Source organism: Anabaena sp. CCY 0017 (assembly GCF_963920885.1).
Classification (GTDB): domain Bacteria; phylum Cyanobacteriota; class Cyanobacteriia; order Cyanobacteriales; family Nostocaceae; genus Nodularia.
The window spans coordinates 90,368-108,281 of sequence record NZ_CAWUDG010000016.1; the positions used below are offsets into that span (position 1 = coordinate 90,368).

A 17,914-nucleotide genomic window follows, 5' to 3' on the forward strand; every position below is an offset into this window, starting at 1 on the left:
AATTACGTTAGCGAAGCTCCTCTGAAAGAGGCATTACGAATTACGAATTAGACAATTGAATTACTGCCCTAACTTGCATATTGGTTAAGTTGGCAGCTTTCTGACTAGAGGTTTCATCTAGTCGGATATAAACCTCCACTACTCTGTTATCAATATTGCTAATTGGGTCAGTGTTGATCACATTCTGCCGGCGCACTTGTAAGCCTTTACGGTCTACTGTTCCCTGCAATTCAATAGGGAGGAAATCACCAAATACTTGCACCTTCTGCCCTGTATGAACTTTACCGATATCGCTTTCATAAACCTCGGCAACTACATACATTTCGCTGGTTTGCCCGATATCAGCAATGCCATCATTTGAGATTAATTCCCCTGGGCGGGAGTGGATCTCGAATATTTGACCATCTTGAGGCGATCGCACATAAGCTTGTTGTAGATTTGCTTGTGTCCGCTTCATGGCTGCTATGGCACGATTTACTTCCGCCGCCGCCGCTTCTATATTGACTTGTGGCACTTCAGCAATCCGATCCAGTGTTGCTGCGGCTTCTTTAATTTGTTGCTGGCTGGTTAACTCAATGCGAATTAAGTGTGTTTGTGCTTCTTGCAGATTTTTTTGGGCTGTTTCCAGTGTTAAGCGCTTACTATCTCTTTGAGAGGCAGATATGGCTCCCTCTTGGTACAGGACTTGATAGCGTTGGTTTTCGGCTGCGGCGTTACGCACTTCGGCTTCCCATCTAGCCACAGTGGTTTTTTGGGCAGCAATATCACCTTGGGCTTCTGCCTGCAAACGCGCAATTGTGGCTTCTTGTGCTAACACTTCTCCACGTTTAGCACCCGCTTTGATGCGGTTTAAGTTTGCCTGTTCCACTTTCACTTGTTCCTCAGCCTCTCTCAAGGCCGCTAACAAGCGATCGCGGCTGTCTAAAATCGCTATCACCTGCCCGGCTTTGATCCTATCCCCTTCCCGCACTAAAAGTTCCTCTACCCGACTTCCTTCAGCCGAAGTCGTAGCAGAGAGTTTAATCACTTTTCCTTTTGGTTCAATACGTCCTAGGGCTGTTACCGTTTTTAGCTCAGGTAGTAGTACGGCTGGTGCTGACGCTTTCTCACTTACTGTATCCTGAAATTTTAACACCGTATAAACACTACTACCAATCACAGTTAAAGATACAATAATCGCAATAAAAAAGGGCGGACGTAAAATTGATTGGGGAGATATTGATCGATCTAGCTTTGAGTTTTGCACGATAGCATACCTTTGAAGCAATTCCAAATACGCTGATTCAAATGAGAAAAAAATCAAATTTTGGTAAATGTCCCGCCTAACTCTCTTTTATCACTCACCAGAGGAAAAAATATCATGCTATCCCTGAATTTTGGACATAATCATGGATGTTTTCGAGACATATAAGGGAAAGTGGTGAGTGGGTAGGGGCGGGTTTAAGCAGTCAGTCTGTAGTTCCTCGAAATCCTTAGTAAACCCGCCCGGACAACGAGTGCTGAGTAAGTTTCTTCCCCCCTGCACCCTGCCCCCCTGCCTCTTCCCCCCCTAGCCCACAAGAATGATCTGTGATAGACAAAACTAAACGGTTTAGTTCTATAATAGAATTATACTAAACCGACTAGTTTAGTCAAGCTATCGCCAAAAAAAGGTGATCAGGGGGTGGAGAATAATCAATGCCCAAGGACTGATACGTTGGTAAATTTTGATAATATAAGGACTATTTGAAGATGGCACGCCTCAAAGAGGGAGAAACTGACCGGTCAAATTCGGCAGAAAAAATCGAAAAAATTCTGCAAGGAGCGATGCAGGAATTTTTAGCTCATGGCTATGCTTCCACTAGTATGGATCGGGTAGCAGAAGCGGCTGGGGTTTCTAAGGCCACAGTATACAGCCACTTTCAAGATAAAAAAGGATTATTTAAAGCATTAATTGAGAAACTTGCCAGCAAGCGGTTTTATTCCATATTGGGGTCACAACCGCTCAAGGGAGAACCTTATGTTGTACTGCGCCGATTAGCAGCAACAGCATTGGATCAGATGCTCAACGACCAGGAATATCAGTCATTTGAGCGCTTGTTAATGGGAGAATCGGCACGTTTTCCGGAATTAGCACAGGTGTTTATTTACAGCATTGCTAAACCAGCCATTGAGACTATCACTAAATATTTAGTTGCTCACCCGGAGTTAAAGATCCCTGACCCAGAAGCCACAGCCAGAATTCTCATTGGTTCCTTAGTGCATTTTGTGATTACTCAAGAGATTATGCATGGTAAAGAGATTATCCCAATGGAAAGCGATCGCTTAATAGATGCCTTGACACACTTGATCGTTAATTGTGCTGACTAATTTGAATACATTTAGCCAGACATACTGATAGATATTAATTTCATTCCAAACTCTTTCGGAAGAAGGAACTCATTATGTATTTGATTTTTTAGATTGTTCTTAGTAAATGTATAAATTCTAATTAGGAAAAATATCATGGCTAAGAAACTAGAAAATCAAATAAATCAGCCAGTAAGTCAAGACTGGCATTCCAGAGAAGAGCCAACAGCCAAGGAACGAAACTTAACCCTAAATCCAGGCGATGCTATTGATGACGAGTCGAAATCCCTGGAAGAGAAGGCAAAACAAGTAGCTGTGGATGCACCGGACATCACAGGTGATCACATTACAGTCCCGACTTACTTTATTGTCGAATACCCTGACGGAGAAAAAAAGGCACTCCACCATGTTACAGATGCAGAAGAAATTTCTGATGTCATTCGTGAAGCCAGAGTAGACGAAGATGGAAATCGCCTTTGGTGGTGATAGAGTTCAACGAGTAGGGGGGGTATGGCTACGCCACGCCAGCCATCACAGAGATCATTCTTCATTAATGGGGATATTGGTAAACCCGCCCCCACTTAGACTGCTAGGGGTATCGAGCTTTCGGTATACCCTACCGTAGTTAGATGACGGGAAATTTTATCTGTTGGGAATTCATCGCTGCCACAATGTGAGCCGCTAGTAGAATACTGTATCTAGGTTCATCGGCTAACTTCTCTAGGGCGGCTGCTATGGGAATTTGTGTTTCTTGTGAGGTAAACAGGGTAACAATTTTTTCTACCGCCACTGTTTTTCCGGGAAAGGACTCAAAGGTAGTTACTAATGTGGAAGATTCAGAAGTATTATTTACACATACGGGTGCAGTTTCATCACAATCTACCACTAACTTTGCCGCCATCCCTAATTGAATACCTGAGTGGATAGTTCGACTTTGCAACCAGATAATCTGCTCGATACCACCTTGGTTTAAGGTTCGCCAATGTCGCACTCCTGGGGTATCCGGTTTAGTATTAAATCCCACTTCCACGGTGATATCACCTTCAAAGTCTATCGATGTGATGTGACAGCGAATTGCTGAAATATGTTGATCTGCCAAGCTGCTAAAACGTTCAAAGTGGAAATCTAGGGTATGGCCGGCTGGACTACGCCAGCGCACATCACGACTGGCTAAACCCAAACGCAGATCAAGTCGGCGTTCATATTTAATAATTTCACCACTATCTAGACTAAAGCGATCGCCTGCCACTGTCACCACTAATGGCAACCAGTTGGGGCAATTCACAAGTTCACAATGAGCTATTGCTACATCATCATAAACACCGTAAATCATTGTAGCTGGACAATCATCAGGATACCCTTCCTCAAAAGTCCCACGGGTTCCTAAATAACCGTTACCAAGGGTGAAGGCAGTTTCCTGTTGATGTAGCTGCGTAGCGTTAAACTCGGTTTCAATAATCTTCCAGGCGTTAGCGTTAATTAGTGGTTGATTTTGCCAAGAATTTCCCACAGACACATTAAGCATGGTCAAAAAATCTATATTTTCCAATAGGATAAAATTCAATTTATAAAAAAATGCTGAAAACCCCTGATCCACAACAACGTGATAAAAAACGTTGACTTGCCCCGTAACAAGAAACCTTTTAGTTTCATTTACCCTCTAAACTTTGGTTTTATTTATAACTCATGTTGGAACCCATAAATGCTAAAACTGATACAAATTTATGTGTTTGCTTATGTATGATATGAGATTTTGGTGAATAACAACCAAGAAAGTTTAGTGAAGAAGAATTACCGTTATCCGTAATATTCTCGACCCTAATTAACACTAGCATCATCTTTTTAGGGGAAAACTCGGAAAAGAATCCAAATTTCTAAGTTTGACAACTTGTCTTTTGACAAATCCCTGAACTTAGCGTATATTTCCGCACTAGAAACGTGCCGCAGGAATTGATCAGAATGCTAGATTTGTCACTCATCACCATCCTGGGGTTCCTGGGCAGTTTTGGACATTGCTTTGGGATGTGTGGCCCTCTAACTGTGGCTTTTTCCCTTTCTCAGCAGCAAACAATTCCAGTAACAACTTCCCCTGAACAGCCATCACCCCGGAAAACACCTAATTCGTGGCAACAACAATTAAAATTTCATATATTACTAAATCTGGGGCGAATGTTGAGCTATGCTCTGGTTGGTGCTGGCATAGGGGCGCTGGGTTCTGTCTTACTGCACGGTGGCCAGTTTGCGGGTGTAGGCAGTGATTTCCGGCGCTGGATGGCAATTATTACAGGCTTCATGCTGATTTGGTTTGGTTTAGGGCAAGTAGCACCCGACTTGCTGCCGAGAATACCTGTATTACATCCCTTACTACAAGGACGTTTACATGAGCGCCTCAGTACAGGGATGGTGAAGCTTTCCTACCAAAGCCGATGGTGGACACCCATGCTTCTAGGCATGACTTGGGGTTTAATGCCCTGTGGCTTCTTATATGCTGCCCAAATTAAAGCTGCGGAAACAGGCAATTTATGGATGGGTGGTGCAACAATGCTGGCTTTTGGGCTAGGAACCTTACCTACTATGCTAGGTGTGGGTGTCTCCACTTCTTTGATCAATAAAGATCAGCGCAGTCAATTATTTCGCTTAGGTGGCTGGGTGACACTCATCATCGGCATACTTACTTTGCTGCGGACTGGGGACACAATGGTAGATTACAGTGGACACGCTGCGTTAGTCTGCTTAATTTTGGCACTAATTGCCCGTCCCATTAGCCGCTTGTGGGCTTCACCCTTGCGTTACCGTCGAGGGTTGGGAGTGGGTGCTTTTGTTTTGGCGGTGGTTCATACTACCCATGTCATTGAACATTCCTTACAATGGCAATTTAAGGCTTTCTTGTTTTTACCGCCAGATTTTCAGTGGGGCATGGCTGCGGGTGCTGTAGCATTAGTCTTAATTACCCCCGCAGCTTTCACAAGTTTTGAATCATTGCAAAAATATTTAGGTAAGCGTTGGCGACAGATTCATCTGTTGAGTGTACCAGCTTTACTCTTAACTGTTATTCATGCTGTCTTAATTGGTTCCAATTATTTGGGTTCGCTGCAATCGACATGGGAAAATCAATTAGCGGTAGTGTTGATAGGAATTGTTACCTTTGGTGTGTTATTGGTGCGTTCACGTTTGTTTTGGTCAAAGTTAAATATAGAGAAGTTTTATGTACCCCCAACCAAATCGTAGTAGCAGGTATCTTCAAAGCCCAAGAATCATCTATTATTTATTATTTTTGAGTTGCCTAGTTATATCAATAATTACTGCTCATCCCACTTTTGCTCATCAGGTGCAAATAGCTGAAGATGTCGGTGCTACCCTCCACATTGAGCCGAATGATAATCCTCGTGCGGGAGAACCTACTCAAGTCTGGTTTGCTCTGACCCGTAAAGGTGGTAAGGTGGTTGCCTTGGCTGAGTGCGATTGTGAATTGTTGATTTATGCTGAACCGCACACACCAGGAGAACCAGCTTTAATAGAGCCATCTTTAGAACCTGTAGCAGCTGAACGTTATCAAGGTATTCCCGGTACAGAACTTACTTTTCCCAGGCCAGGACGATATCAGTTACAGCTCAGTGGTAAACCAGCGACTGAGGCTGGTTTTAAACCATTCCAATTTGAGTTTGAAGTTACGGTAGCTTCTGGAACAGCCAGAAATACAGAAGGTGTGCAAAATATCAATAATAATGCACCGACTCAAGAGATAAATATTCGCTCATCAGGGTTTAGTATTACGGTGCTAGCGCTGGCGATTCTTGTGGCTTTGGGTATTGGGTTTTTTATCCTGCGGGGTAAAAACGGGCGTGAGACGCGATGAATCGCGTCTCTACAAAGGTAGCACTCAGCAATCCTAAGAGTGTCGCTTTTGATGCCACTGCCAAGCATGGGTGACAATTTCTTTGATGTCTGGGTATTGTGGTTGCCAGTTGAGGATTTTTCTGGCTTTCTCGCCACTACCAATTAGAGATGGTGGATCTCCGGGGCGGCGATCGCACTCTTCAACTGGTATGGTTAGTCCAGTGACTTCTTTTGCAGCTGCAATCACTTCTCTGACTGAGAAACCGTTACCGTTACCTAAGTTGAAAACTTCGCTGTCGCCATCTTCTAATAGATATTGCAATCCCAAAACATGGGCATCTGCTAAGTCATTAACGTGAATATAATCGCGAATACAAGTACCATCAGGGGTGGGATAATCTGTGCCAAAAATGGAAATAGATTTTCTTTTGCCTAAAGCTGTGAGCAGTACTAGGGGGATTAAGTGTGTTTCTGGTTGATGATCCTCGCCTAGTAAGCCACCCGGATGAGCGCCAGCTGCATTAAAGTAGCGAAAACGGACTGATTTCAAACCATAAGCTACATCAAAATCAGACAGAATGCGCTCTACCATCAGCTTGGTAGCCCCATAGGGATTAATGGGGTTCTGAGGGTGGTTTTCGGGAATAGGTACGACTTCTGGGACTCCATAGGTGGCACAGGTGGAAGAGAAGACGAATTTCCGAATAGATGCAGCTACCATCGCTTCTAACAGCGTCAGTGTGCCTACAACGTTGTTACGGTAATATTTAGCGGGGTCTGTCACCGATTCTCCTACGTAGGCATAAGCAGAAAAGTGCATGACTGCGGTAATATTACGGGTTTTAAATAAGTTATCTAATAAAGGGCGATCGCCTGTATCTCCTACTATCAGTTCTACCTGCAAAATCTTCTCTACCAAGTCTTGATGCCCATAAACCAGATTATCCAGTATGACTACTTCATAACCCGCTTGTTTGAGAGCAAGTACAGTATGGGAACCAATATATCCAGCTCCCCCCGTGACTAAGATACTGGGCTTTCCATTCGACATAGTTTTTCCTTGAGAGTTGACAACGATTCAATTAATTTAGTTTACTGGTGCCACATTACTCATCCGAAAAATGACAAATAATAGACGAAGTGTGAAAAAATTGCACTAAAATCACTACGACGGTAGTCTTTTGGTATTGGGTTGGAGGTATTTGCTCTCAAGTAATAGTGCGATTACAATTTGACGAGAAAATACATCTTGTACCGAAAATCTCTAGGCTATTCTTTACGGGTGTGTCAGTTACTCATGGGTAAACTCCTGTTTTTAACTGGCTAACAGCATAATAAAATTTGAGAGTTAATCTATGTTTCTATTGCTAAGTCGAGTACTGCTGTGGCTGTTGATTGGCACTGTTGTATACTCTCTCTTCCAGAGATTTTATCCTTCTGGAACCTTTGCCGGGAGATTAGTTTTAGTTATTGTGTTCATTGTCATAGCTTTGTCGTTTATTAATCCTAATGAACCAGCCGTGGCATCTTTATGGAGGGTTGTATCATTTCCCCTCAAGCCTTTGGGTGCTTCTGTTTTGCTGATGATGTTTGCGGCGCAGAAGATTAAAGGCGGTGGTATAGAACAGCCAGGTGGTTATTTGGTGGGTTGGTCGCTGACAATTTTACTTTTAGCCAGTACGCCAGCGATCGCTTACTTTCTGGTGAGAGCGCCTATAGCAATGATGGGTGATACAAATGTAGCAACTCAGGAGATGATTGAAAATTATCGGCTAGTGTCGTCTCTGAGAACTGACGCTTCCTCTCCAGAGGTGCTTGTGGCATTTAGTCCAGCAAATACGCCAACGATGGTTTCTGATGTCTTAGAGAATAATCTCTTGCTGAATCAACAACCAGATCGTGCAACTATAGCATTCAATTCTTTGGGTGCGAAGGTTCCACCTTACCTGTTGCAAACTCCTCAAGCAGTTGGCGATCGCGGATTGCGAATAGAAGACTTTGTACCCAGCGCCCAAACTCTGCAAGTCACAACCCAAGTATGGGAAAGTTATCTTAACCAGATTTACTTTTTCTTGCGTGGGAACCAGACATCTCGCTAAAAAAGTCACTTTAACAGCTGAGACTGTTTACCAACATCCGAATCAGCAAAAATTAACCACAGATGTTTGCTCGATGTTTATCTATCTGCATCTGTGGTTTAATCTCAGCAACATTGACTTTTGCTAGAGTTTTCATGACAAATTGCTGCCATCACGGGTTCTCTATTCGCTAAAGTAAGATAGGTGGACTGCCGAAATTCCCAGAAAATACAGAGTGATCAGCAGTTCATCCTCAGACGATTCAGTTGCAATATCGCTTTAATGGCAGAATCTCGACGACTTGCTAAACTCGGTGCTTATTTACGTCCCCATTGGCGGGAAACGACATTAGGCATTCTCGCTTTATTATCTGTCAATGGGCTGGGTGTTTATATCCCCTGGTTAATTCGTTCAGCCGTTGACCAACTTTCAGCAACCTTTAATTTCAACAACATCTTATATTATGTAGTCCCGATTGTCTTGCTCAGTTCCGCGATGTGGCTGATCCGGATGGCTTCGCGCATCTGGCTGTTTGGGGTGGGAAGACAGGTAGAATTTGACCTCAAGCAACGGATTTTTGAACATTTACTCAAACTGGAGCCGTCTTATTTTGCCACTAACACTGCTGGAGATTTAATTAATCGCGCTACCAGTGATGTGGAAAATGTCAAGCGGTTGGTGGGTTTTGCGGTACTCAGTTTAGCAAATACTCTGTTTGCCTATGCTTTGACTCTACCCGTAATGCTGACCATTAGCGTGAATCTTACATTAGCTTCTTTGGCTGTGTATCCCTTCATGTTTTGGTTAGTGCATCTGTTTAGCAGTCGCCTCCGCAAAGAACAAGCCGTAGTCCAAGAGGAACTATCAGATATTAGTGAACTCATTCAAGAGGATGTGAGTGGGATTGCGCTGATTAAAATCTACGCCCAAGAAGAAAATGAACGTCGAGCTTTTGCTCAAAAGAATCAACAGCTATTGGCGGCTAACTTACAATTGGCTAAAAGCCGAAATATCCTATTTCCGTTAATCGGTGGTTTAGCTAATCTCAGTTCTCTGGTAATTATCTGGCTGGGGGCTACACAAATATCCACTGGAACCTTAGCTGTAGGCGATTTTTTGGCGTTACTGATTTATGTAGAACGTCTAGTTTTCCCCACGGCTTTATTAGGCTTCACAATTACAGCTTATCAACGTGGTGAAGTGAGTATTGACCGTCTGGAGTCGATTCTTTCTGTGACACCGAAAATTCAAGACGAAGCGGATACTGTACATTTGCCTTTAGATAAAGTTCAAGGCAAACTTATCGCCGAAAATCTCAGCTACACTTACCCAGGGGCGAGTACTTCGGCTTTAGAAAATATTAGCTTTACTATTTTCCCTGGGGAAACAGTATCTATTGTGGGGGCTATTGGTTCTGGTAAATCAACTTTAGCCAATGCGTTACCGCGTTTGTTGGATATTGCACCAGGGCAATTATTTCTAGACGGTGTGGATATTACCAAGATATCATTGGCAGATTTACGTCAAGCGATCGCCTACGTTCCTCAAGATAGCTTTTTGTTTAGCACTACGATTAAGAATAATATCCGCTACGGTGATCCGGTTAGTGAAGCTGAAGATGTAGAGTATGTAGCTAAACTAGCTCAAATTGATGCCGAAATTAGCAATTTTCCCAATCAATATGAAACCATTGTTGGTGAACGTGGTATCACTCTATCTGGTGGACAAAGACAACGTACAGCCTTGGCTAGGGCGATGCTGGTAGAAGCCCCAATATTAATTTTGGATGATGCTCTTTCTAGCGTGGATAATCAAACAGCTACAAAAATTCTTGATAATATTGCTAGTGGTTCAGGGCGTAAAACCATTATTTTTATCACTCATCAACTATCTGCTGCGGCTACTGCTGACCGCATTTTTGTGATGGATAAAGGCCAAATTGTCCAAATAGGCAAACACTCAGAACTATTACAAACTGAAGGTCTTTATAGAACTTTGTGGAGTCAGCATCAAGTCGAAGAGTTACTTCGTTGAAAAAATATGCTTTATACATAACTCTTGTAGAGACTCAACTTGAAAAGTCTCTACATTCTTTTTTCAACAAGCTCCGATTCTTCCAAAGATGACAGAGAAAGTTTTTGCAATCAACATTAAATCATAGAGTGGATGCCAATTTTTTTGGTATCGCAGGTCTAAATCAACTATTTGTTCAAAATCTTTCACTTGAGAACGACCGTTAACTTGCCATTCACCAGTTAGCCCTGGCTTCACATTTAAACGTTGCCAATGGCGACTAGTATATTTTATAACTTCATCATGAGTGGGTGGACGAGTTCCCACTAAACTCATGTCGCCAATTAAAACATTCCAAAACTGGGGTAATTCATCTAAACTGGTGCTTCGCAACCAACGTCCTACCCTGGTAACTCGGAAGTCATTTGTGTTTTTAAAGATTAGTCCGTTAGCTTCGTTACTCACCAGAGATTTGAGTTTTTCGGCATTACTCACCATTGACCGGAATTTCCGAAGTCGAAAAGGGGTTCCCTGAAGTCCATATCTTTCTTGCGTGAAGAAAATTGGCCCTGGATTATCAATCTTAATCGCGATCGCTATTGGTACAAACACTATAGCTAGAATTAATAATCCCACTAAGCTGCCTACGATATCCAAAATACGTTTGAATTTAGAATGTACAGATGAGTGGGGAGAAAATTCTAACTCCCAAACCTGATAAGTACCTTGAAACACGTTTTTTATGGGTGTATTGTACATTTTTTTAGCAGACTATTAAAATAATAAAGTAGAAATACTGATTAACTCTTTGAATATAAACTTTTTCTTACTATGTTCTCGGCTTGTTTGAGTTATATTTACCTGATCTTCATCAAAACTCTGGGGATCATAAAATTGTATAAAGTTAAGATGAAGAATAACTATATCTACCGTAAGATAGATGGCTAGTCAAAAAGTATATGTATTTAGAATAAGGTATTAAAAAATATCAGCCAATTTTATTTTCTTGGCAGTTATGGGAAAGTGCTGAGTGCTGAGTGCTGAGTGAAGAAAGGCTTTAAATTTTCCCCATTCCCTGGTAGGGAAGGGGGTTAGGGGGTTAGGTTTCGCGTTAGCTTTTCCACATAACGTGAAAACTCAGGTGTGAAATCACTGGTTTCTTTAATAACTTGATAAGAGATTTATCGCCCCGCAATTCCACGAAGAAATATTTTTACAGTCGTTTGTAGATTATAAGCTGTTGTGCTTTTTTTGAATTTAAAAATCAATGCAAGTATCCAAAACAAAGGTGCAAAAAACACCTGTAATTTAGAGTTAGACTTTTAACAGAGTTACGGCGATGTTACCGGAAAAACAAACATCCACATCACTGCCAGGAGTGCGATCGCGTTGACTATATTCCCCTACATAATAAAAATCATCGCCATCCATGCGATAGTGAATCGGTAACGGTTTAGTACAGGGTTGACAAAACACGATCTGCGGATCGGCATCCCCTAGTTGCAGATGTGGCAAATTTACATTCCAAAAGCTTCCCGGTGCTAAGGGACGGGGGAGTAAATCAGCTAAAACTTCCGCAGTCAATTTAGTGGTAATATCCCAATCAAAACTTTGCTTACCCTTGTGATATTGGGAAATAGCAATTCCGGGTATATTTTGCGTCGCAGCTTCCCGCACAGCCGCAACAGTACCGGAAATATAAGCATCTACTCCCAAGTTTCCCCCGGCATTGATACCTGAAAGCACAAATTTAATATCTGAGCAAATTTGGCTAGTGGCGATTCTCACACAATCGGCGGGAGTACCTGCGATCGCATACTCATTTTCAGAACGCTTTTGCAGATTAATTGCACTATTAGTCGTGACTTGATGCCCACATCCAGATTGATGGTCTTTAGGGGCGGCAATAATTGTTTTTTGACCATTTATCGCCTGAAACAAAGCTTTAATGCCAGGAGCATCAATTCCGTCGTCATTGGTGAGCATTATAGTCATAGTTATCAGTTATCAGTTATTAATTTGGCAAAAAGGAATTGAAACCACAGAGGAAAAAGATAAAATATCTCTATTCATCTGTGGTTAATGTTTTTATTTGGGTTAGCTACTCAACGCCTTCAAGAACCTTTGCAAACTCTTGAACACACTGGGCTTTTTCGCAGGTGCAGCATCTGTCCCTGTTTGTGGTTGTCCTTGCATGACAATTACATCCAACTCATCACCCGTTGGTCTTTTCGGTAGTTCTGCAACCTTTTGATACTCGCCGTTGGTTTCTACCCATACTTCCCATAGTCCGGGATAGCAGCGAAAAACAGCCGTGGTATCATCTACAGGACGCAAATAGTAACAAGATTCTAGAGTGCTAATGAAACGTTGGCGGGTTTGTCTGGCTGTATAACCAATACCCACAACCCCCGAATCTTCCAGGCGAGGATTTAACATCACAAAAGGGCGATCGCCTATATTTTCACATAGTTTTTCCACTTGGGGAACTTCTACAGCAGTGGGGGCGATAAATAAGAAAATCTCATCCTCTGGCTGAATCTTTGACTGTAAAGAGGCCGCCCTACCTGTACCGACATCCAATATATTAAATGGTGTACCTGCCCAATCACGTTTAGCTAGGGCTGCACCACCAGCATCAGGAAAGAAAATTTTCAGGCGGGAGTCATATTCTGTAAACAAAGATAAGAATTGTTCCGCCACCGGCATCAGTTTGAGTTCTGGGAACAAAAAATCAACTTGTAAGCGAGTGTAGCCATCGTCAAGGGCTGCTTGGGTAGCGATGCGAGATTGAGCGATCGCTTCTTCAAGACTCTTAGGAAGTTCGGGCATAGTTTATATTTAATCTAGCTTCTACTTCCATTGTTTCAGTACTTTCGGCAACGGCAACACACAGAATTAAATACAGCAAGTATTACGCCCTTTCGCCTTGGCTTGATAAAGCGCACGGTCAGATCGCTGGACGAGATGATCAATGGTTGTATCATCTGGTTGGTAGACAGCTATACCAATACTGACTGTCATTTTGAGGGGGGTTGTTTCTGTAGGAACGGATGTTTCAGCCACCAAACAACGAATCCGATCAGCAGCAGCTAGAGCCTGAGGCGCATCTGTTTCGGGCATTAAGACCACAAACTCTTCACCACCAAATCTTCCTATTAAGTCTACATTTCTCAGGGCGTTGCTGACAATGGAAGTAAAGGTAATTAAAGCGCGATCGCCGGTCAAATGTGTACACCAGCGTAAAATCGGATGTTGGGAGCAGAAGTTACTAAGGGGTTATTTGCAAATCTCTCGTCTTTTTCAGTGTCAGGAACTATAAAAACATCGGGTTGTAGAATCGCATGAGCGCAAAATGCCATATCACGAGGTGTTTCTACGGCATCCCACCCCACTTTTGCCTTGAGCCATTGACGGTTTTGATCAACTAAGCTGATTAGAGAAACAGGGGTTCCACAAATATAGGAAGCTATACGAACCAAGTCTTCAAAGGTGTCTTCAGGTGGAGTATCGAGGATTTGGTACTGCAAAAGTGCTGCAATTCTTTCTTTTTCGTTATTAGGTATTGGTGCTTTCATGGTCAAAATCACTACCCTTGCGGTATATGCGTATATATTCCTTGACCTTGGGTATCGTAAATAAATACTGGTAAATTGACATTATCACCAATTACCCCTAAAGCTTCTTGTAAGATATACCAGTGATTTGTCGTTTGCAGATCGGCTTCAGATAAGGTTTCTAGGACTTGTTCATACTGGGGAGTGAGGGATACAGCAATTCCAGTCTTATTAATGCTGAAAGTGCAAATCCGAATTTCTCTAGCGCAGGTTTTATTTAAGTCGTTACTAACTTGTTGTAAATTATTAACGGTTTGGAGTTGTTCTTGAGCTTCCTGGAGGGCGGCTGAGTAAGGTTCAATTAGGCTTTGAGCTTGATTGTAGTAAAGACTATCTTGAGGTATTTGTTGAGCATTCTGTAAAGCTTGCGCCCAGTATGTAACTGCTAGTTGCCATTGATTTCTTTGTGCATAGGTTTTGGCTTGATTGGCTGTGCTAATGGCTTGTTGATAACTTCTCCCTGCCATTTGTGCGGTGGTGGCGCGATCGCGTGTCCTAGCCAATTGGGGTTTATACTCTAATAACAGTTCTTGGGCTGGGGTGTAGGCTGGGCTATCACTGGGAATAATATTTAAAGCATTAATCACTACTTGCCAAGTAGACTGTGCCTGTTGCCATTCATTCAAAGTTCTAGCACTGTCCTGACGTTTAGCGGCTACATTTGCTACAGCCTTAGCATCATTGAGTTTTTCCACCCATTTTTCTTGGCTGAGTAACTGTTGATTTACAGCTTGCAAATTCACCCGAAATTTTGATAATCTTGGCTGTACTAGACTATATAGTTCACTATTAGGAGATATAGCTTCCAATGGTGCGATCGCTTGTCGCCATAAAGATTGGATATCTTGTAATTCTGCTAGACTATTTGCAGGTGCTTGAGATTTTTTCTCTGCCATATTGGCCGTCTGTAAAGCTGTCACCACTTGGTTAATTTTCTCTGACTGCATAGACAAACTAGCTTTTAACTCCTCAGCCTGTTGGTAGCGTGATGACCACCGGGGAATAACTGACAGGTTGGTGCTTGCTGTTTCTAATTGCTGTTGTATGGTGACTAATTGATTTTCCGAATTAGCACGACGCATCAATTGTCTAGATTTTAAGTTTAATTCCTGAGCAGTTTGAATTTCTTGGCACTCAGACATTACACAAGGACGACTCAGTAAGTAAAAAGCACTACTAAACACAGAAATTGCTACCAAACTTATCCCTAGCAGGAGAGATTTAACGGGGCGTTGTGACTCGGTATTCCACAAATCCGGTGTATCTACGAAAGAATCAAACAGTTCTTCTGAATCATCCTCTATAATAGATGGAGTATAGGTTAGAGAAGATGAGAGCGGGATGGCTCGTCTCATGTCCTCCTTTTGCTTCATAACTAAGGAAAATTTAGCATAAGGAAGCTTTTCCCCAAATATTCTGATAAAGCATTGCACCTTCTGTTCCTTGTAAGCTGGTGACAACTGGAGTGCTTCTGACAGCACAACAAAGATATAGTCAGTGTCAACGGTAACACCCGGTGGATGTTCAGTTAAAATCATTAACTCGTCTTTTTTGACAGCACACTTAATTTGAAAAACTTCACCAGAGGGGACTTCTGCAAGAACTTGTTCCTGCAAGGTTCTGGCTAAAAGTTGTAAGTCTTCTTGCTGAACTGCTACTTTCATAAAGCGTTACTGCTGGTTTTCTATATTGTTTTGTTTATCTGGAAAAAGATGAAATATAGCATTTGCATTTATGAAATGCAGACGCACGGTGTAATTAATTACAATCAAGAGAATCAAGAGAATCAATTGATATTCTCACCCCTAAGCTGAGGCTGTAGCATCCGATTCTTGTTTGACAGAATCCGGCTTTTTAATACAAATCCAACTTGGGCTGAGAGTAGCCAAAGCCACTAGTCTTACAGAAAAAAGGGTGTGGGGTGTAGGGTGTAGAAGAGCAACAATCAAAAACTTTAGTTCTGAGTTCAAAGCTCAGTTCAAAAAAAGGAATTGTATCGAGAATGGGGCGCGAGATACAAAGCGAAGCCACTGCGGTGGAGGGGTTCCCCGGCATAAAGCAAGTGGCGCTCGTTGCTTCAATCCCATGTTTTTAAACGTGGCTTCCCCACACCCTACACCCTATCCCCTACACCCTCCGAAAGATTCACCATCAGATGGAAATGCGGTATGCCTACGGTATTTGATAGACCAACTTTTTAACACAGATTCAGAGTTTTTAGCAAAATGTTAAATCTTGCTGATGATTCAGATGGACAGTACCATTTAGCAGAAGTCAAAAGAAGTAAAGCCGCGCTAGCATCCAGGGTAAGAGCAGGGTAGTCAGTAGGAAATGTGACAATTGTTAACATTTTGACATCTGAATCTGAAGGTAGTGATCTCGGTTGGGGCTAATTCTCTCAGCCCTAGCTGCAAGCTGCGACTAAGGACAAAAGCATCTCCAGTAGTTCTGAGGTAAGAAAAAAGATATATTGCCAGAGTTTTTTGACATTAATGCTGGTTTTGTTATATGCTGGCAAATTCACCGTGAATATTAATCACTTTTAGTAAGTACAGTAGTCACGTTTTAATCTCAGAAACTGATTTGCATCATTTACGGAATCCGATAGAATTAATACATAATAAATAAATTATTTATCATAGACGAAAAAAGTAAAAACACGTAACTATAGTGCTATAAAAAGTCAAAAACAGCACCAAACAAATGCCTTTGAAAGTGTAAATAATAGGGTGCAAGTAAATGGATTTATTGGAGTACCAAGTTAAAGAATGGTTTGGCAAAATAGGCATTCCCGTATTGCCTTCCCAACGAATTGACCATCCCACAGATTTGAAACGTTTAAAAATTCGCTATCCGATTGTACTGAAGTCGCAAGTGTATGCAGGCGAAAGAGCAAAGGCTGGTGGAGTCAGGTTTGTTGAAACCACAATTGATGCGATCGCCGCCGCACAAACCATTTTTAATTTGCCGATTTGGGGCGAATTACCAGAGGTTTTACTGGCAGAATCCAAGTATAGTAGTCAACAAGAATTTTATTTAGCCGTAGTTTTAGATACAGCTGTCTGTCGCCCAGTGCTGTTAGGTTGCACCGAAGCGGATGTTGATTGGGAATCCGCAGGGGAGAAAATGCATCACGTTGTTGTGGAACAAGAATTTTCTCCTTTTTATGCCAGGCGACTGGCGTTAAAAATGGGATTGCAAGGTAAATTAATGCAGTCTGTCAGCTCGGTTGTTGAGAAAATGTACCAGCTATTTGTGCAGAAAGATTTAGACTTGGTGGAAATTAATCCCCTAGCCGTGAGTGCGTCAGGTGAAGTGATGGCGCTCAATGGTAAAGTCAGTATCAACGAACGTGCCATTGGCCGTCATCCAGACTTAGCGGAGATCGCCGTAAAAATAGCTAACCGTCATACCAGAAGTTCAGTGAACGGTCACTTAGGCGATTGGGATGGTTTAGAATTACATGGTAAAATTGGCATTCTGGGTAATGGTACTGGTTCGATGATGGCTACCTTAGATTTAGTCACCAGTGCGGGTGGTAAGCCTGGTAGTTGTCTGAATCTGCGCCATGCTTTCCTCACAGATGTGTCACCGACGACTTTTTGCTCCCGTCTAGCCAAAGGTTTGAACATCCTCGCAGCTGACAAAAGTATTCAAGTTATACTGCTTAATCTTCTCGGTAGTGTACCTCAGACAGAGGAAGTCGCCGACATCATTAGTAATTTTATCCAGCAAGAACACCACGAAATCAAACCACAGACTGTAAGAGTTAGCAGCCGCACCCGCAGAGAGTCTCATTTTCCCCGCTTGGTTGTGCGGATTGCAGGTTCTGAGTTCGATGTGGCTAAGGATTTTTTAGCCACCTTAAACACTCAAAGCGATGCTTTGATAGTAGTAGAAAATTTAGATGAAGCGGTTACACAAGCTGTTCGTCTCGCCAAACCAACGGCTTACAAAAAGGTATAACGCAATTTTTTCTGGAAAATATAATACTTCAGTGAAGTACACCGAGGAATTAATTAACCACCAATGAACATAGGT

At 42.3% G+C, this 17,914-nt stretch carries 14 protein-coding genes and 2 pseudogenes; 7 read left to right on the top strand and 9 right to left on the bottom strand.

All coding sequences use genetic code 11. From position 1 onward, the window contains the following. Positions 1 to 40: 40 nt before the first annotated feature. On the bottom strand, positions 41 to 1,246 hold the full coding sequence (locus ACM0OW_RS18260; protein ID WP_414551571.1) for an ABC exporter membrane fusion protein: 1,206 nt from the start codon (positions 1,244 to 1,246) through the stop codon (positions 41 to 43). A 485-nt stretch (positions 1,247 to 1,731) separates the two neighbouring features. Between ACM0OW_RS18260 and ACM0OW_RS18265 the strand changes: the two genes are divergently transcribed. Together ACM0OW_RS18265 and ACM0OW_RS18270 are read left to right on the top strand one after the other, a co-directional pair. Further along, entirely contained in the window at positions 1,732 to 2,349 is a 618-nt protein-coding gene (locus ACM0OW_RS18265) for a TetR/AcrR family transcriptional regulator (RefSeq protein WP_414551572.1), read from the top strand. A gap of 135 nt (positions 2,350 to 2,484) precedes the next feature. Beyond that, entirely contained in the window at positions 2,485 to 2,814 is a 330-nt protein-coding gene (locus ACM0OW_RS18270; RefSeq protein WP_414551573.1) for a hypothetical protein, read from the top strand. A gap of 178 nt (positions 2,815 to 2,992) precedes the next feature. Here ACM0OW_RS18270 and ACM0OW_RS18275 read toward each other — a convergent pair. Next, a pseudogene (locus ACM0OW_RS18275) lies at positions 2,993 to 3,853 on the bottom strand (glycoside hydrolase family 65 protein); the annotation flags it as partial. Between the two features lie 434 nt (positions 3,854 to 4,287). On the opposite strand from ACM0OW_RS18275, the gene ACM0OW_RS18280 reads away from it, so the two are divergent. Then, positions 4,288 to 5,556 (top strand): sulfite exporter TauE/SafE family protein, encoded by a 1,269-nt coding sequence (locus ACM0OW_RS18280; protein ID WP_414551574.1) that lies wholly within the window; start codon positions 4,288 to 4,290, stop codon positions 5,554 to 5,556. Next, positions 5,534 to 6,184, top strand: coding sequence for a hypothetical protein (locus tag ACM0OW_RS18285; RefSeq protein WP_414551575.1), 651 nt, complete (start codon positions 5,534 to 5,536; stop codon positions 6,182 to 6,184). Before ACM0OW_RS18280 ends, ACM0OW_RS18285 begins: the two co-directional genes overlap by 23 nt. A 33-nt stretch (positions 6,185 to 6,217) precedes the next feature. On the opposite strand, the gene galE is transcribed toward ACM0OW_RS18285, so the two are convergent. Next, the gene (gene galE / locus ACM0OW_RS18290; protein ID WP_414551576.1) at positions 6,218 to 7,216 is read right to left on the bottom strand and encodes a UDP-glucose 4-epimerase GalE; all 999 of its coding nucleotides are present in this window, start codon (positions 7,214 to 7,216) and stop codon (positions 6,218 to 6,220) included. A gap of 304 nt (positions 7,217 to 7,520) precedes the next feature. Here galE and ACM0OW_RS18295 point away from each other — a divergent pair, with 304 nt between their 5' ends. Both ACM0OW_RS18295 and ACM0OW_RS18300 read left to right on the top strand, forming a co-directional pair. Further along, positions 7,521 to 8,264, top strand: a complete 744-nt coding sequence (locus ACM0OW_RS18295) for a hypothetical protein (RefSeq protein WP_414551577.1) — start codon at positions 7,521 to 7,523, stop codon at positions 8,262 to 8,264. 261 nt (positions 8,265 to 8,525) lie between these two features. Continuing rightward, the gene (locus ACM0OW_RS18300) at positions 8,526 to 10,277 is read left to right on the top strand and encodes an ABC transporter ATP-binding protein (protein WP_414551578.1); all 1,752 of its coding nucleotides are present in this window, start codon (positions 8,526 to 8,528) and stop codon (positions 10,275 to 10,277) included. A 63-nt stretch (positions 10,278 to 10,340) separates the two neighbouring features. On the opposite strand, the gene ACM0OW_RS18305 is transcribed toward ACM0OW_RS18300, so the two are convergent. The 6 genes and pseudogenes from ACM0OW_RS18305 to ACM0OW_RS18330 all read right to left on the bottom strand — a co-directional run bounded on the left by ACM0OW_RS18305 (position 10,341) and on the right by ACM0OW_RS18330 (position 15,537). Beyond that, positions 10,341 to 11,015: a sugar transferase gene (locus ACM0OW_RS18305; protein ID WP_414551579.1), complete on the bottom strand. Its 675-nt coding sequence runs from the start codon at positions 11,013 to 11,015 to the stop codon at positions 10,341 to 10,343. A 555-nt stretch (positions 11,016 to 11,570) separates the two neighbouring features. Further along, entirely contained in the window at positions 11,571 to 12,251 is a 681-nt protein-coding gene (gene surE, locus ACM0OW_RS18310) for a 5'/3'-nucleotidase SurE (protein WP_414551580.1), read from the bottom strand. Between the two features lie 102 nt (positions 12,252 to 12,353). Next, entirely contained in the window at positions 12,354 to 13,088 is a 735-nt protein-coding gene (locus ACM0OW_RS18315) for a DUF1995 family protein (protein WP_414551581.1), read from the bottom strand. 66 nt (positions 13,089 to 13,154) lie between these two features. After that, positions 13,155 to 13,484 carry a GGDEF domain-containing protein gene (locus tag ACM0OW_RS18320; protein WP_414551582.1) on the bottom strand — a complete coding sequence of 110 codons (330 nt, stop codon included), beginning with the start codon at positions 13,482 to 13,484 and terminating at the stop codon, positions 13,155 to 13,157. Between the two features lie 5 nt (positions 13,485 to 13,489). Then, a pseudogene (locus tag ACM0OW_RS18325) lies at positions 13,490 to 13,834 on the bottom strand (GAF domain-containing protein); the annotation flags it as partial. An 11-nt stretch (positions 13,835 to 13,845) separates the two neighbouring features. Next, positions 13,846 to 15,537 (bottom strand): hypothetical protein, encoded by a 1,692-nt coding sequence (locus tag ACM0OW_RS18330; RefSeq protein ID WP_414551583.1) that lies wholly within the window; start codon positions 15,535 to 15,537, stop codon positions 13,846 to 13,848. 1,075 nt (positions 15,538 to 16,612) lie between these two features. On the opposite strand from ACM0OW_RS18330, the gene ACM0OW_RS18335 reads away from it, so the two are divergent. Then, a complete protein-coding gene (locus tag ACM0OW_RS18335) occupies positions 16,613 to 17,839 on the top strand; it encodes an ATP-grasp domain-containing protein (RefSeq protein WP_414551584.1) in 1,227 nt (408 codons plus the stop codon). Positions 17,840 to 17,914 lie beyond the last annotated feature (75 nt).

Coding starts and splice junctions, on each gene's coding strand:
- ACM0OW_RS18265 (WP_414551572.1), top strand. CDS start 1,732: ATGGCACGCCTCAAAGAGGGAGAAACTGACCGGTCAAATTCGGCAGAA.
- ACM0OW_RS18270 (WP_414551573.1), top strand. CDS start 2,485: ATGGCTAAGAAACTAGAAAATCAAATAAATCAGCCAGTAAGTCAAGAC.
- ACM0OW_RS18280 (WP_414551574.1), top strand. CDS start 4,288: ATGCTAGATTTGTCACTCATCACCATCCTGGGGTTCCTGGGCAGTTTT.
- ACM0OW_RS18285 (WP_414551575.1), top strand. CDS start 5,534: ATGTACCCCCAACCAAATCGTAGTAGCAGGTATCTTCAAAGCCCAAGA.
- galE (WP_414551576.1), bottom strand. CDS start 7,216: ATGTCGAATGGAAAGCCCAGTATCTTAGTCACGGGGGGAGCTGGATAT.
- ACM0OW_RS18295 (WP_414551577.1), top strand. CDS start 7,521: ATGTTTCTATTGCTAAGTCGAGTACTGCTGTGGCTGTTGATTGGCACT.
- ACM0OW_RS18300 (WP_414551578.1), top strand. CDS start 8,526: ATGGCAGAATCTCGACGACTTGCTAAACTCGGTGCTTATTTACGTCCC.
- ACM0OW_RS18305 (WP_414551579.1), bottom strand. CDS start 11,015: ATGTACAATACACCCATAAAAAACGTGTTTCAAGGTACTTATCAGGTT.
- surE (WP_414551580.1), bottom strand. CDS start 12,251: ATGACTATAATGCTCACCAATGACGACGGAATTGATGCTCCTGGCATT.
- ACM0OW_RS18315 (WP_414551581.1), bottom strand. CDS start 13,088: ATGCCCGAACTTCCTAAGAGTCTTGAAGAAGCGATCGCTCAATCTCGC.
- ACM0OW_RS18330 (WP_414551583.1), bottom strand. CDS start 15,537: ATGAAAGTAGCAGTTCAGCAAGAAGACTTACAACTTTTAGCCAGAACC.
- ACM0OW_RS18335 (WP_414551584.1), top strand. CDS start 16,613: ATGGATTTATTGGAGTACCAAGTTAAAGAATGGTTTGGCAAAATAGGC.